The sequence below is a fragment of the Streptomyces cathayae genome (assembly GCF_029760955.1).
Taxonomy (GTDB): Bacteria; Actinomycetota; Actinomycetes; order Streptomycetales; family Streptomycetaceae; genus Streptomyces; species Streptomyces cathayae.
Genome location: NZ_CP121683.1, coordinates 121390 through 138025, shown reverse-complemented (window position 1 = coordinate 138025; position 16636 = coordinate 121390). Strand labels below are relative to the sequence as shown.

The 16636-nt window shown below is 71.2% G+C and carries 16 protein-coding genes and 6 pseudogenes; 13 read left to right on the top strand and 9 right to left on the bottom strand.

Annotated features, from left to right (window positions below; all coding sequences use genetic code 11):
- Positions 1-1366: 1366 nt before the first annotated feature.
- The 3 genes and pseudogenes from PYS65_RS34805 to PYS65_RS34795 all read left to right on the top strand — a co-directional run bounded on the left by PYS65_RS34805 (position 1367) and on the right by PYS65_RS34795 (position 2655).
- A pseudogene (locus PYS65_RS34805) lies at positions 1367-1894 on the top strand (RNA polymerase sigma factor).
- Positions 1884-2045 carry a zf-HC2 domain-containing protein gene (locus PYS65_RS34800; protein WP_279338264.1) on the top strand — a complete coding sequence of 54 codons (162 nt, stop codon included), beginning with the start codon at positions 1884-1886 and terminating at the stop codon, positions 2043-2045. The pseudogene PYS65_RS34805 and the gene PYS65_RS34800 overlap by 11 nt, the downstream one beginning before the upstream one ends.
- Before the next feature lie 376 nt (positions 2046-2421).
- Positions 2422-2655 carry a hypothetical protein gene (locus PYS65_RS34795; protein ID WP_279338263.1) on the top strand — a complete coding sequence of 78 codons (234 nt, stop codon included), beginning with the start codon at positions 2422-2424 and terminating at the stop codon, positions 2653-2655.
- Positions 2656-2676: 21 nt separating this feature from the next.
- Here the strand turns inward: PYS65_RS34795 and PYS65_RS34790 are convergent, their stop codons facing one another.
- The 6 genes and pseudogenes from PYS65_RS34790 to PYS65_RS34765 all read right to left on the bottom strand — a co-directional run bounded on the left by PYS65_RS34790 (position 2677) and on the right by PYS65_RS34765 (position 5688).
- A complete protein-coding gene (locus tag PYS65_RS34790) occupies positions 2677-3216 on the bottom strand; it encodes a protein kinase domain-containing protein (protein ID WP_279338274.1) in 540 nt (179 codons plus the stop codon).
- Positions 3105-3593 (bottom strand): protein kinase family protein, encoded by a 489-nt coding sequence (locus PYS65_RS34785; protein WP_279338277.1) that lies wholly within the window; start codon positions 3591-3593, stop codon positions 3105-3107. The genes PYS65_RS34790 and PYS65_RS34785 overlap by 112 nt, the downstream gene beginning before the upstream one ends.
- Positions 3590-4215: pseudogene (locus tag PYS65_RS34780) on the bottom strand (ATP-binding cassette domain-containing protein). Before PYS65_RS34780 ends, PYS65_RS34785 begins: the two are co-directional and overlap by 4 nt.
- Positions 4216-4550: 335 nt before the next feature.
- A pseudogene (locus PYS65_RS34770) lies at positions 4551-5228 on the bottom strand (ABC transporter transmembrane domain-containing protein); the annotation flags it as partial.
- 44 nt (positions 5229-5272) lie between these two features.
- Positions 5273-5428: a DUF2267 domain-containing protein gene (locus PYS65_RS34985; RefSeq protein ID WP_341483723.1), complete on the bottom strand. Its 156-nt coding sequence runs from the start codon at positions 5426-5428 to the stop codon at positions 5273-5275.
- 83 nt (positions 5429-5511) lie between these two features.
- Positions 5512-5688, bottom strand: a complete 177-nt coding sequence (locus PYS65_RS34765; RefSeq protein WP_279331629.1) for a hypothetical protein — start codon at positions 5686-5688, stop codon at positions 5512-5514.
- Positions 5689-6225: 537 nt separating this feature from the next.
- Between PYS65_RS34765 and PYS65_RS34760 the strand changes: the two genes are divergently transcribed.
- The 3 genes from PYS65_RS34760 (at position 6226) to PYS65_RS34755 (ending at position 8455) form a co-directional block, all read left to right on the top strand.
- Positions 6226-6402 (top strand): hypothetical protein, encoded by a 177-nt coding sequence (locus PYS65_RS34760; RefSeq protein ID WP_279338262.1) that lies wholly within the window; start codon positions 6226-6228, stop codon positions 6400-6402.
- Between the two features lie 235 nt (positions 6403-6637).
- Complete coding sequence (locus tag PYS65_RS35335) at positions 6638-7531, top strand: IS3 family transposase (protein WP_423836170.1); 894 nt, start codon at positions 6638-6640, stop codon at positions 7529-7531.
- A gap of 390 nt (positions 7532-7921) precedes the next feature.
- On the top strand, positions 7922-8455 hold the full coding sequence (locus PYS65_RS34755) for a 2'-5' RNA ligase family protein (RefSeq protein ID WP_279331626.1): 534 nt from the start codon (positions 7922-7924) through the stop codon (positions 8453-8455).
- A gap of 289 nt (positions 8456-8744) precedes the next feature.
- Here PYS65_RS34755 and PYS65_RS34750 read toward each other — a convergent pair whose 3' ends face one another.
- Together PYS65_RS34750 and PYS65_RS34745 are read right to left on the bottom strand one after the other, a co-directional pair.
- A complete protein-coding gene (locus PYS65_RS34750; RefSeq protein ID WP_279331625.1) occupies positions 8745-8990 on the bottom strand; it encodes a hypothetical protein in 246 nt (81 codons plus the stop codon).
- Positions 8990-9634 (bottom strand): helix-turn-helix domain-containing protein, encoded by a 645-nt coding sequence (locus PYS65_RS34745; protein WP_279331624.1) that lies wholly within the window; start codon positions 9632-9634, stop codon positions 8990-8992. The genes PYS65_RS34750 and PYS65_RS34745 overlap by 1 nt, the downstream gene beginning before the upstream one ends.
- 455 nt (positions 9635-10089) lie before the next feature.
- Here PYS65_RS34745 and PYS65_RS34740 point away from each other — a divergent pair.
- Positions 10090-10485, top strand: a pseudogene (locus PYS65_RS34740) (Lrp/AsnC family transcriptional regulator); the annotation flags it as partial.
- A 79-nt stretch (positions 10486-10564) separates the two neighbouring features.
- Here PYS65_RS34740 and PYS65_RS34735 read toward each other — a convergent pair.
- On the bottom strand, positions 10565-11911 hold the full coding sequence (locus PYS65_RS34735) for an aspartate aminotransferase family protein (RefSeq protein WP_279331623.1): 1347 nt from the start codon (positions 11909-11911) through the stop codon (positions 10565-10567).
- Between the two features lie 108 nt (positions 11912-12019).
- Between PYS65_RS34735 and PYS65_RS34730 the strand changes: the two genes are divergently transcribed.
- The 6 genes and pseudogenes from PYS65_RS34730 (at position 12020) to PYS65_RS34705 (ending at position 16498) form a co-directional block, all read left to right on the top strand.
- Positions 12020-12475, top strand: coding sequence for an Lrp/AsnC family transcriptional regulator (locus PYS65_RS34730; RefSeq protein WP_279331622.1), 456 nt, complete (start codon positions 12020-12022; stop codon positions 12473-12475).
- Between the two features lie 177 nt (positions 12476-12652).
- Positions 12653-12859, top strand: a complete 207-nt coding sequence (locus PYS65_RS34980; RefSeq protein ID WP_341483726.1) for a TerD family protein — start codon at positions 12653-12655, stop codon at positions 12857-12859.
- A 414-nt stretch (positions 12860-13273) separates the two neighbouring features.
- Positions 13274-14425, top strand: a pseudogene (locus PYS65_RS34720) (IS630 family transposase).
- A gap of 49 nt (positions 14426-14474) precedes the next feature.
- Positions 14475-15033: pseudogene (locus tag PYS65_RS34715) on the top strand (hypothetical protein).
- Between the two features lie 428 nt (positions 15034-15461).
- On the top strand, positions 15462-15839 hold the full coding sequence (locus PYS65_RS34710; protein ID WP_279331620.1) for an MmyB family transcriptional regulator: 378 nt from the start codon (positions 15462-15464) through the stop codon (positions 15837-15839).
- Positions 15840-15868: 29 nt separating this feature from the next.
- The gene (locus PYS65_RS34705) at positions 15869-16498 is read left to right on the top strand and encodes a hypothetical protein (protein ID WP_279331619.1); all 630 of its coding nucleotides are present in this window, start codon (positions 15869-15871) and stop codon (positions 16496-16498) included.
- Positions 16499-16636 lie beyond the last annotated feature (138 nt).

Below are 16636 nucleotides of genomic sequence, written 5' to 3'. Positions count from 1 at the left end.
CCGGACGGATCCGAAGACGACGCAGACGACATGGTGTCGCGGCCCGAAAAACGGGTGACCGTGCCGGACGGCCGCCGCGCGGCTGGGACCGCGCCCTGCCGGCCCGGTCCACCCTCGCCACCATCGACCAGGCCCTCACGGCCGCCCTCCCGGCCCGCTTCAGCATGCCGCGCCTCGCCGCCCGGTCCGGGCGGACCGTCATCGTGGACGAAATCCACGCCCTGACCCCCTGCACGCAGCAACCGCCGGGCCGCCCGCTGAACCGGCTGAGGGCTTTGGGCCGCCCCGTCGCCCTGCTGCCCCGTCGCCCTGCCCGCCCGTACCGGCAGCCAGACGGTGCGCCACCACCTCACCGGAGCCGGCCCGCCCCCGGACCGTGCTCGCCGACCGCGCCCGGGCGCCCACCGACCCGGGCCGGCCGTTCGCCGCGGCCGCCGACGCCCCTCCTCACCCGGATCGATCCCCGGGCGGCCGGCGAGCACGCCCGGCGTTTTCGCCGCACCGCCGAGATCCCCTGCACCCGGTGCGCCACGGGCGCGCACACCGGCCCCGACGGCGCGCCCGCCCGCGAGAGCCGGCTCGTACGCATCACCACCGAGATCGCGCCCGCCGTCGAGGGCGGCGGCTGTGCGCTGGTGGTGCGCGCGACCGCGCCCGGGCGCCCACCGACCCGGGCCGGCCGTTCGCCGCGGCCGCCGACGCCCCTCCTCACCCGGATCGATCCCCGGGCGGCCGGCGAGCACGCCCGGCGTTTTCGCCGCACCGCCGAGATCCCCCTGCACCCGGTGCGCCACGGGCGCGCACACCGGCCCCGACGGCGCGCCCGCCCGCGAGAGCCGGCTCGTACGCATCACCACCGAGAGCGCGCCCGCCGTCGAGGGCGGCGGCTGTGCGCTGGTGGTGCGCGCGACCGTGGCCGACGACCGGCGCACCCGCCAGCACCTGAGGAAGGTGCCGGACCGGCCGGGCGGAGCGGACGGCCGGCCGGTGCTGCACGCCCGCCCGGTCCCTGGCGTGCGGCCCTCACCCCTCAGAGCCGCGGTTGCCTCAAGCGCACCGGCGAACGTCCCGACCGGCGCTGTCACGTAATGGGGTGCGGGGGTCTTTGCCGCGTGCCGGGGTGTGGCGGGGGCCGGTTTCCGGGCCGGTTCCCAGACCTTGGCGGATCACGTGCCGCGGCCGGCGCGGAACGGCCACTGACCGCGCTGCGCGCAGTGCGTGCAACCGGCAGAAACCGGCGCAGAATGGGAATGTGGTCTTCCGTGGCGGCCGGGCAATCCCTCGGCGGGGGGTGGACCGTACATATGAGTGTGCCGAGTTTCCGGTTCCCGTCGGCCGTCTTTCGGACGAGGCTCTGCTGTCCGGGCTGGCCACCGGTGATCCGGAACTCGCGGTCACCTTCGTACGGAGGTTTCAGCGCGCGGTCTTCGGTGTCGCCGTCGCCGTCACCAAAGATCGGCAGCTTGCCGAGGACATCGCCCAGCAGACGTTCGAGCGGGCGTGGCGTCATGCGCAGATCTACGACCGCGCCGCGGGTCGGTGACGACCTGGCTGACGACCATCGCGCACAATCTCGCCGTCGACGCCGTGCGTGCGCGGCGGACGGAGCCGGTGGCACCCGAGGACCTCGACACGCTCCTCGACGCCGTGACCGAGACTCCCGAGCAGTGGGCCCTGGCCGACGAGGCCTCGTCCCAGCTGCGGGCCGCCGGCGCGGCTGCCCCGGGAACAGGGTCGTGCCCTGGTGATGGCGGGCATCTACGGAATGACGGCCCAGCAGATCGCCGACTGGGAGAAGATCCCGCTGGGCACCGCCAAGACGCGGATCAGGACGGCGATGGGAAAGCTGCGGACCACACTCGCCTCTCCGGATCGAGGGGACCATGGCCAGTGACGTGACCTGCGAGAAGCTGCGGGAGGTCGGCGCCGAGCTGGCACTGGGCGTGCTGCCCGGCCGTGAGCGGGCGGTGGCGGTCGCACATCTGGACCGGTGCGCGGCGTGTCGGGAGTGCATCGAGCACATGACCCTGGTGGCGACGGACTGATCGGGCTGGTGCCGGGCAGCGAGCCGCCGCTCGGGTTCGAGACCCGGGTGGTGCGCAGACTGCCCCAGGACGCGACGGCGCACGAGGGGGACCCCGCCCGCGGGCGCCCGGCCTCACGCACGGGACGGTCCGCAGCCGCGCACGCCGCATCCGGCTGCGGGCCGCCTCCGCCGTGGCCGCGTTCGCCTTCGCGTTCGGGTTCACCGGCTGGGCGGCCGGCACCGCCATCGAGAGTCTCACGGCCCCGAGCCCCCCTGCCGTAAAGGTCCAGACGCCTTTGAGGGAGGGAGAGCTGACCTCGGCCTCGGGCCCCGGGCCGTCGGCCGGAGACGTCTACGCTCACCCCGCAGACCCGGGGAAACCCGGTTGGATCTACATGAGCGTCGACCTCGCCGCCGCCGGCACTCCGTACAGCGGCAAGGTCGTCTGCCTCCTGGAGCGCACGGACGGCACCACGATCCGCGTGGGCACCTTCACCCTGAGCAACGGACGGGGTGACTGGGGCGCGGCGGCCCCGGTCGACCCCGCGGCACTCGCCGGCGCCCGCCTGACCGCCTTTGACGGCACCGTCCTGGCCACCGGCCGCTTCGAGACCGGCCAAAGCGCGTGAGACCGGCGCCCCGCCCCGTCCTCAGGGGCGGGCGGCGCGGCGCCCCGGGCCGGGCAGCGTCGCGTCGAGTGCGGCGGCCAGTTCGGCGACCGAGGGCCGGGACGACGGATCGGTCCGAAGGCAGCCGTCGATGGCCGCCGCGAGCCCCCCGGGCAGCCGCCGCCGCGAGCCGACCGGCGGGGCGGCCTCCTCCAGCTGCGGATACCAGCGGTCCTGGCCGCCCGTGACGCTGCCGTCGCAGGGCTCGTCCCCTTCCTCCCCACGGGGAGAAACCCCGCGGCGATCCCCGCGGCCGAACGGCACGTCGCCGGCGGCGACCTCGTACAACGTGATGCCGACGCCCCACACGTCCGCGGCTGCCGACAGCGGCCCGCCGCGGGCCTGCTCGGGAGCGAGGTAGCAGAACGTGCCCGCCCCCGCGGGCGCGGGCCCGGGCGGCCGCGCGGTACTCAGGTCCAGCACCTTGGCGTGACCGCGGTCCACCACCACGTTCGACGGCTTGAGGTCCAGGTGCAGCAGACCCTGACCGTGGAGGTAGTGGATCGCGGAACACAGCTGCACCCCGAGCAGCGCCACGTCGGCGGCGGACGGCCGCGCCGCAACCGGTGGATGAGGTGGGACAGCGTCTCGCCGGTCAGCGTCTCCAGCACGACGAGCGGCACCGGCGACTCGAACGTCTCGTACGCGCGGACCAGGTGCGGGTGGGTGAAGGCCCCCAGCCACCGCCCCTCACGCAGCAGCCGCTCGCCCAGCTGCTCCTGCTCCCGGCGGTCGGGGCGCACGGCCTTGACCACACAGCGGCAGTCCCGCTCCTGGCTCCAGACGTCGTAGACGTCGAGCCAGCCGGTGCGCGCCAGATGCGCCAGCACCTCGTAGCCCGGGACCGGTCTCGTGCCGGGCGCCAGAACCGGGGCGGCCCGCACCGCCGGGACACTCACGGCAGCACCGTCCCCAGGGCCGGGGACCCGGCCGGGGACCCGGCCGGGGCGTTCAGCCAGTGCAGCCGGGCGTACGTCCCGCCGCGCTCGAGCAGGTCGTCGTGGGCGCCGCACTCGACGATCCTGCCCCGGTCGAGAACCACGATGCGCGTGGCGTCCTGGACGGTCAGCAGGTTGTGGGAGATGACGACGGTCGTCCGCCCGGCCATGAGCCGGCGCAGCGGGTCCATGATCCGCCGGCCGGACCGCACATCGAGGCCGGTGGTCGGTTCGTCCAGGAGGAGCACGGGCGCGTCCCTGATCATCGCGCGGGCGATCGCCAGGCGCTGGCGCTGCCCGCCGGAGAGCGTCCGGCCGCGCTGGCCGACCATCGTGTCGTAGCCCATGGGCAGCAGCTCGATGAACTCGTGCGCGTCCGCGGCGCGCGCCGCCGCGACGATGTCCGCCTCCGTCGCCTCCGGCCGCCGTAGGCGATGTTGTCCCGCACGGTGCCGTGGAAGACGAGCGTCTCCTGCAGGACCACCGCGACGCTCTCCCGCAGGTCGGACAGGCGCAGGTCCCGCAGGTTTGTCCCGTCCAGGCGGACCGCGCCCCGGTCGGGATCGTAGAAGCGCAGCTGCAGCTTCGCGACCGTCGACTTGCGCCCCGCTGGCCCCGACCAGCGCCAGCGTCTCCCCGGCCGCCACGTGGAACGACACGTCCGACAGCGCCCAGGACGGCGTGCCGGGATAGCGGAAGAAGACGCCGTCGAACTCCACCTCCTCGCGCACGGCCGGTCCGGCGGGCACCGGCGGCCTCGGCGACCTGCGGCCGCTGGTCCAGCAGCTCGATGATCCGTTCGGCCGAGGCGGACGCCGCGTAGAAGGTGGTGCCCAGGTGGGACAGACCGCGGACCGGACTGTAGAGGTTGCCGATCAGCGCCAGGAAGACCAGCAGTCCGCCCAGCGTGAGCTGCCCCTGGGCCAGCTTCCAGGTGCCCAGGCTCATGACCGCCAGGACGCCGGACACCTCGATGACCTCGACGACGGATCCGTAGACGGCGCGGATCCGCGTCGAGGCCATCGTGGCCCGGAACCTGCCGACGTTCTCACGCTCGAACCGGCGCTCCTCCCACCTCTGCCGGTTGTACGCCTGCACCAGGGCGACGTTGCCCAGCGACTCCTCGGCGATCGCGCTGATCGAACCGCTGCGGCGCCTGCGCTCCCGGGACGCCTCCTTGATCAGCCGCGCGAAGTGCCGGGCGGCGCGCCAGAACAGCGGCACGATGACGAGGGCGAGGAGGGTCAGATCCCACTGCAGATAGAACAGCAGACCGAGGAAGACACCCAGGCGGATCACGTAGTAGAGGGCGTCCGCCACTCCCGAGAGCAGGAACGTCTCGACCGTGTCGACATCGCCCGTCACCCGCGACAGCACGTCCCCGAGCCGCCGGCGTTCGAAGAACCCGAGCGACAGGCCCTGGACGTGCCGGAACACATCGGAGCGCAGCGTCAGCAGGAAGCGTTCGCTGACCCACGTGGACGTCACGTCGTCGGCGAACCCCAGAATGCCGGAGCCGATGACGAGCCCCAGATAGGTCGGTGCGATCCACAGGAGCGGTCCGATGTCGCGGGGAACGAGCACACCGTCCACCACGGTCTTGAAGAGCCAGATCTCCGTGGCGTCGAGGGCGGGGCCGATCAGGCTGAACAGGACGACGGGAACGAACCAGCGCCGCCGCCGCGGGTATAGGGCCAGAACCGCCGGAACACCTCGCGCAAAGACACCGGGGGCGCGGCCGCCACCACATCGGAAGCCTCACCCACCGACAGCAGACGCCGCAGGACATGCACCATGGCATGCGTTCCTCGTGGAGGGACGGACGGAGCGGACCAGGGCCTTTCAATCTACGGTCCGCTCAGCCTCCGTAGCGTGGTCACTAGTGGCCGTAGCCGTAGCCGTGCCCGCGACGGTCGCCGTGGTCGTGCCCGTGGCGGTCGCCGTGGTCGTGCCCGTGGTCGTGCCCGTGACCGTGCCCCGAGAAGTCGTCGCGGCGCGACGTGTCGTTGTTGCGGTCCCGGCGATGGGCAGGCATCAGACTGCTGAAGATAGCCATTGCGTTCCTCCTGAAAATTACTCCACACGGGATACGTCTCAGGACGGGACTTGGATGGCGTTCCGGGGCAATAAGTCGAAAATGCTGGAGGATCGGCCAAAGCCTCGGCACCGCTCGGCCCCGCCGCGCCGCGAGCCCCGCGGCGCACCGCACCCGGCGGACTTGGGACCCGCAAGGTGGGCAGAGCCCGATGACCGGGCGCACGCCCGAGGCGGTGCCGATCGGTGCCACGGCTCAGCATGGGTGCTGGTCAGCGGGCCGGGCGGCGACGAATGACTCCGGCGCAGGCGGCGAGTCCGGCGCTGTTCTGGGGCGTGAGAAGGGGAAAGAGGACGGCGGCGCTGCCCGGCCCCCCGCACGCCGATCAGCCTCCAGAGCCCTTTTGCCGATCGGCGGCGCCCGGAGCGCCCACCGAGGCGTCTGCGCCCCCTGGGGTGGGGTGGTGTCGTGCCGGTGAACCGCCCCGGCTCGCCATAAGGATCGAGTCATGGCACGACCTTCCCGTCACCCCCTTGAACTCCGCCGCATGCGGTGCGCATGGTCGCCGAGGCGCGCGACGACCACGCGCACGAGACGGCCGCCTTGCAGGCGGTCACGGACAAGCTCGGCACCGGCTCCCGCGAGACGCTGCGGAACCGGGTGAAGCAGCACGAGATCGACGCAGGACCGCGTCCGGGGACGACGACGGAGGAGTCCGCCCGCTCAAGGCGTTGAAGAAGGAGAACGCCGAACTGAAGCGGGCCAACGAGATCCTCAAGGCCGCGGCGAGTTCCTTCGCGGCCGAGCCCGACCGGCCCCCCACACGCCCGCAGCGTTCCTCGAGGAGCACCGGGACCGCTTCGGCGGCATCGAGCCGATCTGCAGGACACTCACCGAACACGACTGCACGATCGCCCCGTCCGCCTCCCGCGCCCACAAGAAACGCCCGGCCGCCCCGCCCGCCCGTTCTGTGCGGGACACGGAGCTCAAGAAGCTGATCCGCCAGGTCCACACCGACAACCACCGTGTCCACGGCGCCCGGAAGATCTGGCGGGAGCCGACCCGCCGGGGTCATCAGGCGGCCCGGCGCACCGCCGAGCGGCTGCTGCGCGAGCCGGGCAGCGCCGGCGCCGTCCGCGGCAAGAGGGTGCTCACCACGATGCCGGACCAGCAGGCCGAGCGGGCACCGGGCCGGGTGGACCGCGACTTCGCCGCCGGCGCTCCGAATCGCTGCCGGGCCGGGGATCTCACGCACGCGGCCACCTGGCCCGCAGTGGTCCACCTCGCCTTTGCCCTCGACACCTTCTCCCGCCGGATCGCCGGCCGGCTCGCCGCGACGCCGAAGGAGCCCCGGCTCGTCCTGGACACTCTGAAGACCGCGCTGTGGCAGCGCGACCGCGATGAATATCCATATGTGCGCGGCGAGTTGACACACCACAGCGATGCGGACAGCCAATACACCGGTGTCCGGCCGCCGGACACCCGGATGCGGCCGGCATCGCGGCCCCGACCGGATCTGCCGGCGACGCGTACGACAACGCCCCGAGGAAGAGCACGATCGGCCCGTGCAAAACCGAACGGCTCAAGCCGCAGCGGCCCTGGAAGACCCTCTCCCCATCGAGCCGCCACCGCCGGTGTGGACCGACTGGCACAACCACCGCGGGCTCCACGGGGAGACAGCCCCCGTCCCACCCGTCGAGGACGAGGCCGATCACTCCAGGGAATCCAAGAAACCCCAGGTCACAACCACAATGTGAGATCTCTGCCGAACCCGGGGCGGTTCAGTGTGCTACGAGAACCTCACCGACCTGATGCAGACCACGGATCCCGACGAGCCGAGCCGCCGTATCGAGCAGATCCGTGACCACCAACGGCAGCGGACCGCCCACCACCCCGCCCTCGACCCCGGCCGCACGGCCCCTCCCACAACCACAGCCAGGAGCAGGCCACCGCACACCAGCAGCACCGCCCCCAGAACCCCGGCCCCACACAGAAACCCCACAAGCCTCCCACCGCGGCACCCGGCCCGCGGAACGGGCGCCCGCCACCCGCACGGCACAAGGTGCAGCCCAGACACGGCGCACGGCGAACAGAGGAACCGGAAGGATGCGGCCCGGTGGATGTCCCGGCGCCACCGGCGGCGGCCCCTCCCCGGGCGTCATCGGCCCTGCCACTGCCTTCCGCCCCACTTCCTGAACAGTGCTGCCTGCCCGCGAGGACCTGCTCACTCACAGACCACCGGTAGGCTGCAGCGGTGCGCACGGTCGAGCTTCTGCTGGACGAGGCGGCAGAACTAGCGGTTCGAAAGGCCTGGCGGCGGCTCGCGGACGCGGGGCTGCCCAGTCAGGCGCGCCACCGCTCACCGACCAACAGCCCGCACCTCACCCTGGCCGCCTGCCCGGAGCTGACCGCCCCGATCCGCTGGGAGCTCGCCGAGGTGGCCGCCGCCCTGCCGCTGCCGGTGCGGTTCACCGGCGTGGTCCGCTTCGAGAGGCCCACCTCGGTGCTGGCCTGGTCGCTGGATCCCGACTCCGCGCTGGCCGGCGTGCACCGCCGGGTATGGGAGGCGGTGGCCTCGGACAGCCCGCCCGAGACCCTCAGCCCATTCCACGAACCCGGGCGCTGGAGCCCGCACATCACCCTCGGCCGTACCCGGCGGGCAGGTGCCTTCGCCGGCCGGCGCATCCCCGAACTGCTGCCGGCGCCGCCGCTGTCGGCCCGGCTCATCACCCTGCGCAGCTATGACACCCACACCGGCGCCCTGGAGGTGATCGAGCCCCGCCCCTGAGACGCCCCGACACCAACCGGCCAGCGCCCCCGCCGAAGGGGCAGCCCAGCGGCCGGCGGCACCGTCCGCAACGCCCCTGCAGCCACAGCGCTCCCTGATCCGGTCGTCCTGCCTCCGCCCCCCTGGAGGGCGCGTCCGCCCAGCCGCTGACCCAGCGCAGCCCACCACCGGAGGCAAGAAAGATGCACCCGCCTCCCGCAAGCACGGCGTTGATGCTCCTGTTGATCGTCGAGCTTGCCGACGAGATGAGCACCCTATGGTGACCGGGTGCGGTACTTGACGGAGTCGTTCATCCTCGGGGCCCTGCGGCGGGAGCGTTCGGTCGAGCAGTTCCTTGGGCCGTGCGGCCCGACGGAACGCCCGGTGTCGGCGAAGCAGACGTCCAGGCCGGTAGCCAGGGCCAGCGCGGCATGCCGTCCCATCCCGGTTCCCTGGTCAGCGACTTGCGCACCAACTCCGGCATACCGTCGATCTGGTGGGTGAGCACGGTCGACAGGCCGTCGGCGTTCTCGCCCTTCGGCAGGGCGAGGATCATCAGGAAGCGGGTGGCGCGGCCGGCCGGGGTCGCGGCCGCGGTAGCGCCGTTCCTGCCCACGACGAGGTCGCCTTCCCAGCGGCCGGGGACCCGGCGGACGAGAGCTTCGGCGGGACGGTCGTGGATCGAGCGCAGGCCGGCGATCCGGCTCCTTGGGACGCATCGGGCCTGCGGCGGGGGCCGCGGGCAGTGCGGCGGCTGGGCAGCATCACGCCCAGCCGGGCGAGCTCGCCCTTGGGCGGTGCGTAGATCCACGTGCAGACGGCCTCGTGGGAGATCGTTTCCCCGCCGGCCGGGAGCGAGCCTTCCATGACTGCCACACTCGTGTCCTGGGCCTCGAGTTTCAAACGGCCCGCGATCTGGTTCGGCGTGCGCCCGTACCGCAGGTCGGCCAGGACCCGCTGCCGCAGCAGCACGTTGTCGTCCAGCAGGCGTTGCTGAGGCCGCCGACGCCGCGTCGCCGCCCGCTTGTCGGCCGTCGATGCCCGGTAGCCGCGCGTCGAGGAGTTGCGTGCCGGCTCCCGGCTGACCACCGACGAGCATCGGCCGACCCGCCGGGCGATCTCCCGCACCCCCTCACCTTGGGCGCGTCCGACCGCGATCTCCTCACGCTCCTCACGCGTCAACGGTCTCCGCACGGCCACGGGCAACCCTTCTCACCCGCACTGTCGCTTCGAGGCGATGACACCGCCCGCCCTTGACCGGCCAGCACGGCCCGCACACTCCACGAGCGGGCGGCCCCGGTCGGCAACGCTCTCTGAAACTCCCCACTCCGTTGGACTCCGGACCGAGTGGGGCGACGAGTATCCCTGGCCGTTTTCAAAGATCCTCATCAACCCGCCCTCACCCCCGCGGCGAATCGCGCAGCAGAGTCCGGTCGGACCTCAAAGCGCCGAAGTCGGTAAACGCCAAGCTAAATACAGGTAGCTTTTACGCCCGCCTTTGCCGTAAGTATGCCAATGTCGCGATTGGTGCCGCATGCGAGGATCCCGGCGGGCGTTATGGCCAGAGCGCCCGCCATTGCGGGCAGGAGCAAGCGCGAGGAGACCCGCTTGTTGAGGTCCCGGATGCGGACCGTGCCGTCTAGTCCGCCAGTGACGGCGGCAGGCCGGCCGTCCAGCTCGCGAAGCGGGTCGGCCTGACGCCGCCGTCGTGCCTGCGGCGGGTCAAGCGGCTGGAGGAGGCCGGCGTCATCGCCGGCTACCGGGCCGTCATCGACCCCGAGGCCATGGGCCGCGGCATGGAAGTCCTCGTCGACGTCGAGATCCATGCCCAGGACCGCACGACGATCGAGGAGTTCGAGGCCGCCGTCGCCGCGTACGACGAAGTCGTCGAGTTGCGCCGTATGTACGGCAGCCCGCATCACTTCGTCCGCGTCGCCGTCGCCGACGACGCCGCCTACGAGGCCTTCGTCATGGACAAGCTCACCGGCCACCCCGCCGTCCTCCGCCTCGAGTCCCACCTCACCATGAAAACGATCAAGGCCGAGGGCTGACTCTCAGACCCCGGCCGCTCGGTGCAGTTCGGTGCGGGACCGGCCCGGCAGCCGGACGGCTGCCGGGATGCGAATGTGGTCAGCGGCGTTGTGCGGCGGCGGTCAGAGCCTGGTCGAGGATGTCCAGGCCGCGGTCGAGTTCGGTGTCGGTGATGGTGAGCGGGGGCGCCAGCCGCAGGATGCTGCTGCTGCCGGGGAACTGCACGATGTTCAGGTGCAGGCCCAGACGGAAACAGGCGTCGGTGACGGCGCTGCCGAAGTCGCCGGCCGGCTCCTTGGTGTCGCGGTCGGTGACGAGTTCGACGCCCTGGAGCAGCCCGCGTCCGCGGACGTCACCGATGTGCTCGTGACGGTCCTTGAGTTCACTCAGGCCGCGCTGGAGCCGGTCGCCGAGCCGCCGCGCGGTCTGGTCGTAGGCGCCCTGGGTGAGGACGTCGATGACCGCCAGGCCCACGGCCGCCGGCAGCGGGTCGGAGACGTGGGTGGTGGCGAAGTAGTAGCCGCGCTCGTGGCAGCGCGCCTCGATCTCCTCGCTGGTGATCACGGCGGACAGCGGCAGCCCCGCCCCGAGGGTCTTGGACAGGGTGAGGATGTCCGGCGTGACGCCGTCGCGCTGGAAGGCGTACCAGTCGCCCGTGCGGCACAGCCCGGTCTGGGCCTCGTCGAGGATGAGGAGCATGCCGCGCTCGGCACACTTCTGCTTGAGCGCGGCAAGATAACCCGGCGGCAGGTCGATGACGCCGCCGGTGCTCAGGACGGGTTCGGCGATGAAGGCCGCCAGGCTGCCGGTGGACTGCCGATCGACCATCGCAAACGCGTGATCCAGTTCGGCCTGCCAGTCGTGGCGCCCGTCGCGGGTGAACAACGGCCGATAGGCGTTCGGCGTGGGAACGACGATGTTGCCCGGCGCCACCGGCCCGTACCCGGCCCGGGACACCCCGTAGGTCGCCGCCGACGAGGCATGGGTGACGCCGTGGTACGACTGGTCGAAGGCGACGACCTCGTACCCGCCGGTGGAGAGCTTGGCCATCTTGATGGCCGCCTCGTTCGACTCGCCGCCGGTGCTCAGCAGCAACACCTTGCTCAGGGAGGGCGGCAGCGTCCGGGCCAGGGCGGCGGCCAGATCGACCACGGGCCGGCTCAGCATCCAGCTGAACAAGTGGTCCAGGGTGGCGATGGACTGGCTGACGGACTCCACGATGGCAGGGTGGGAGTGCCCCAGCAGCCCGCTCATCTGTCCCGACGTGAAGTCGAGGATGGCCCGTCCGTCGCTGTCGAACACATACGATCCGGCGGCCCGTTCGATGAGAGCCGGTGAGAAGTCGCTGCGGGCGTAGCGGACCAGATGACGACGGGCCGTCGCCCAGAACTCATCGGCGGAGCCGACACGACGGACGGCCGCGGACTGGTCGGTGGGTGCGCTCATGTCCTGCCTTCGCCTCGGAAACAGGGAGTGCAGCGAGGCTAGGAGAAACAGCCGAGCACCCGATTGCAAACATTGCCCACCGGACAGCTTCCTCGGCATACTTCACGCGTGGACCGCACCGACCGCGCAATAATCGAGCAACTGCGCCGCGACTGCCGCCTGACCAACACCGAACTCGCCGACCGGATCGGCCTGACGCCCTCACCCTGCCTGCGCCGCGTCAGACGCCTGGAAGAGCAGGGAGTGATCCTCGGCTACCACGCCCGCATCGCCCCCAAGGCCCTCAACCGCGGCTTCGAGGTCCAGGTCGACCTCGAACTCACCGACCAGGCCCGCACCACGGTCGAGCGCTTCGAAGCCGAACTGGTGGCCCTCCCCGAAATCGTCGAGGCACGCCGCATGTTCGGCGCTTCCGACTACCACGCGCTGATCTCGGTCGCCGACCTGGAAACCTACGAGCAGTTCATGACCCAACGGCTGCTCGCCCTGCCGGGCCTGGCCAAGCTCCAGTCCCGCTTTGCGATGAAAACCCTCAAAGCCGACGTGCCCCCGCCCGGAAGGTGACGACAGCACCGCACCCCCGTCACTTCGCCTATCTCGTCCCCGAGCCAGGCGACACTCTCGCCCGAAGCTTCTCGCATCAGACGCAGGTCTCAGTGTCCGATCCGGGCCTCTCGTTTGACAGACCCGGCGACGTCGCTGCGTAAGGGTGAGAACACGGCGCTGCTGACAGCGCGGACGGTGCTGTCGGTGTCCGTACAGGGACTCTCGGCGGATGCGTCCGCGCTGCTGCTCGGCCCCGACGGCAAGGTCCGTGGCGATCACGACCTGGTCTTCTACAACCATCCAGCCCAGGACGGTGTATCCGTCGAGGGCGCGGCGGTTCACTGCGGAGCTTTCTCGCCTGCCGGCCGACGTGCACCGTGTAGGGGTGGACGTGAGCGTTGATCCGCCGCAACCAGGTGCTGTCTTTACCCGAGCCCCTCAGCTGACGTTCACCCAGAACGGTGCCCCGTCGGCGTCGTTCACCGCGCCGGACTTCACCTCGGGGGAGACCGCCGTGCTCCTGGCGGAGTTGTACCGCCGCGGTACGGCTGGAAGGTCCGGGCCGTGGGACAGGGCTATGCCTCTGGCCTTGCGGGACTGGCAACCGACTACGGCGTCGAGGCCGACCCCGAGCCCTCTGCCGTGCCGCTCCCTGCGCAGACATGCACGACAACGGGACAGGCCGCCGCGGTCGACCTGACGAAGCTGGAGCGGCAGGCCCCGGGCCCGCTAGTGCTCTGACCGCATAGGTTCGCCGGGTCGGTGGTCCGGGCGGTTGGATGTGCAGTGACGTCCGATCCGACCGCTGGGGGTGTGGTGGCTGAGCCTGTCCGTGTGCGCAGGTTGACCGACCAGGAGGGTCAGAGGCTGCAGCAGATAGTGCGCCGGGGAAGTACCAGTTCGGTGTGGTACCGGCGCGCGATGATGCTGCTGGCCTCGGCCGGCGGGAACCGGGTGCCGGTGAGCGCGAAGCTGGTGCAGGCCGACGAGGACACCGTCCGGGACCTGATCCACCGGTTCAACGAGATCGGCCTGGCCTGTCTGGACCCTCGGTGGGCGGGAGGCCGTCCCCCCAGGCTCCGCCCGGGGAGGAGGGCCTCCCGCCCGCTCAGTCCTGACGACGAGGACTTCGCCGTGGCGACGGCCACCACCCGCCCGACCAAGCTCGGCCAGTCCTTTACCCGCTGGTCCCTCCGCAAACTCGCCGCCTAACTTGCGCCGCGTGCCCGGCCACATGATCCGGATCAGCCGCGAGGCGTTACGGTGCCTGCTCGCGCGCCGCGGCATCACCTCCAGCGCACCAAGACGTGGAAGGAGTCACCCGACCCGGACCGCGCCACCAAGCTCGATCGCATGGAGGAGGTCCTGGACCGCTTCCCGGACCGTGTGTTCGCGTTCGACGAGTTCGGCCCGCTCGGTATCCGCCCCGCCCCTGGTTCGTCGTGGGCACCTGCCGGTCACCCCGAGCGTCACCCCGCGACCTACCACCGCACCCACGGAGTGCGCTACTTCCACGGCTGCTACTCGATCGGCGACGACACCCTGTGGGGCGTCAACCGACGCGAGAAGGGCGCCGCGAACACCCTGGCCGCACTGAAGTCGATCCGCGCGGCCCGCCCGGACGGCGCCCCGATCTACGTCATCCTGGACAACCTCTCCGCCCACAAAGGCCAGACGATCCGGCGCTGGGCGAAGAAGAACCGGGTCGAGCTGTGCTTCACCCCGACCTACGCGTCCTGGGCCAACCCGATCGAAGCCCACTTCGGACCACTGCGGCAGTTCACCGTCGCCAACTCCCACCACCCCAACCACACCGTCCAGACCCGTGCCCTGCACGCCTACCTGCGCTGGCGCAACAAGAACGCCCGCCACCCCGACGTCCTCGCTGCCCAGCGCAAGGAACGCGCCCGCAGCCGAAGCGAGAAAGGCATCCGCTGGGGCGGCAGACCCATCACCGCCGCGGCCTGAACGAACGAACAGCACAGCCCATCACAACGTGCCCTGCGAGGAGCACCGCATGCACCACCAAGACGTTCAGGCCGCCGTGGCGCAGATGCTGGAGGTACTGAGGCCTCGCACGGACGAGGACTGGACAGTGCCGGCCGGCCCGCTGGAGTGGAACTGCCGGCAGACCGCCTCACACATCGGCCACGACCTGCTGGCCTACGCAGGCCAGCTCGCCGCGCGCCCGGCCGACGCCTACCTCCTCTTCGATTTGCGCGTGCGCCCCACCGCCTCGCCTGCCGAGGCGCTGCAGGTGGCCGCCGCCTGCGGCGGCCTGCCCGGCAGCGCGCTGGCCACCGCCGACCCGTCCCTGCGGGCCTGGCACCGGGGCCCGTGCGACCCGACGGGATTCGCGGCGATGGGCGTCGCCGAGATCCTGCTGCACATCCACGACATCACCCGCGGACTGGCTGCCGCCGACACCGCTATGGGCGGCCGTGCTCGACCGGCTGTTCCCCGACGCCCCGCCCGGCGAGCCCGTCCCAGTGTTGCTGTGGTGCACTGGACGAGGGGACCTGGACGGTCTGCCCCGCCGGACGTCGTGGACGTGGAAGGCGGCACGGCCCGACTGAGCGCACTCAACTCGGTGAACCTGTGCGGTCAGAGCACTGGAGCCGTGGTCGGGTAGCCGCCGCGGTGGACCGCGTACCAAAGGGCTGCGGCAGGTGGACGTCGACGAAGCGCTCAGGCGCGGTGCAGATCTCCCGCAGGCCCTCCCGCAGCGCGCAGGGGTTCGCGGAGCGAGACCTCCTCCGTTGCGCGGGGGCGGGGCTGGTGTGCACCAGAAGGTGGAGGCCGGAACGTCACATCCCCCTCCGGACGTTTTCATGCGCATTGCGCAGTTGCTCGGGTTCACGACGCACGATCTGCGGATCGCCCACCTGAACCTGTACGGGACGAACCCGGTGCTCCTCGTGGAAGATCCGTCGCCGCACTGGCAGGAGGTCCTGAACGGGCAACGCGAGATGGCCTGTGCCGTGACCCCCGGGGGGGGCTCCTGGTGGCATCCGACGAGTCGTTCCCGCAGATGTTCTCCAAGGGAGGGCAGCCGGCGAACCTGTGGCGCTGGGCGCTGTTCTCGGAGGAAACGCGAACGGTCCTTGTGAACTGGGACAAGCGCTGGGCGCCGGATTTGCTCGCTGAGTTGAGGCTGGCTCGCTACCGGTATCCGGCCGACGACACGGTGCGGGCTCTGTATGCGGACGCCGTCCGTGACCCGGCTCTGCAGCAGATTGTCGCCGAGCCAAGCCGGGGTCTGAACGGCCAGGCGCACCCTCTGCGCCATCCGATGCACGGTGAGGGAACGGCGCGGTTCATGGCTGCCCGTGCTGTCGGGGTGAGCGTCCTGACCATCCTCTTTGAGTCCGCTGCCCAGTAGCACCACCAACGCCAGGAGGGAGGATCTCGATGCGGCTCTTGGTCCCGGACGATCCGGTGTTCCTCGGTATGTTCATCGGGATCGAGCAGCCTTTGTTGTACGACCTGTATCACTTCTACCGAAACGATCTGAGTGATGGACAGGACCTGATGATCCGCACTGCGTATTGCAAATGGGGCGAAATTCAGCAGAGTTTTCCGCCTCTGCTCCAGTGGCAGGACCTGGTCCCGGCGGCCCGAGGGCAGGGGGGCCGGAAAGGCTATGCCCTGCACGACTCGCGAGGCCGACAGCTGACGTGCCTGTACTCCGTGGACGTCCCGGCGGAGTATCTGCACACCCTGCGGGCCTGTCACACCATGCTCGCTCGAGCGGAACGGGAAACTGGCCGGCTCACCGATGCGCTCGACGAGCTGGCGGAGGAGACGAGCATGCGGTGTCTCGTCGGTGACTTCGGACGCGTACTGGATGTGATGGAGCTCAAGACACCGCCCGGCCTCCTCAGGGCCATTGGGCGTGGAGCGCCGTCCGGGCCGGTACCGGCCATCACGCTGGATGCGGCGCAAGAAGCCGAGTATCAGGACTTCTGTGGACGCGTCGTGTACGCCTTGAGCGCCGGTGACAGGTTCACCTACACCTCCCACCGCGCGATGTACTTCTGAAGCAGGTGCCCGGAGGGCCCGCACCGGTGGCGGGCCCTCCCGCCCGCGCGTCACCCCGAGACGCGCCGAGGCGTGAGACAAGTGCCGACCTCCGTACGTGCCTCACGAATATCCGAGAGTTCGTCAGGCACGTACGGC

Coding starts and splice junctions, on each gene's coding strand:
- PYS65_RS34800 (WP_279338264.1), top strand. CDS start 1,884: ATGGCCAGTGACGTGACCTGCGAGAAGCTGCGGGAGGTCGGCGCCGAG.
- PYS65_RS34795 (WP_279338263.1), top strand. CDS start 2,422: ATGAGCGTCGACCTCGCCGCCGCCGGCACTCCGTACAGCGGCAAGGTC.
- PYS65_RS34985 (WP_341483723.1), bottom strand. CDS start 5,428: ATGGTGCATGTCCTGCGGCGTCTGCTGTCGGTGGGTGAGGCTTCCGAT.
- PYS65_RS34765 (WP_279331629.1), bottom strand. CDS start 5,688: ATGGCTATCTTCAGCAGTCTGATGCCTGCCCATCGCCGGGACCGCAAC.
- PYS65_RS34760 (WP_279338262.1), top strand. CDS start 6,226: ATGGTCGCCGAGGCGCGCGACGACCACGCGCACGAGACGGCCGCCTTG.
- PYS65_RS34750 (WP_279331625.1), bottom strand. CDS start 8,990: ATGATCCTCGCCCTGCCGAAGGGCGAGAACGCCGACGGCCTGTCGACC.
- PYS65_RS34735 (WP_279331623.1), bottom strand. CDS start 11,911: ATGAGCGCACCCACCGACCAGTCCGCGGCCGTCCGTCGTGTCGGCTCC.
- PYS65_RS34705 (WP_279331619.1), top strand. CDS start 15,869: ATGCGGCTCTTGGTCCCGGACGATCCGGTGTTCCTCGGTATGTTCATC.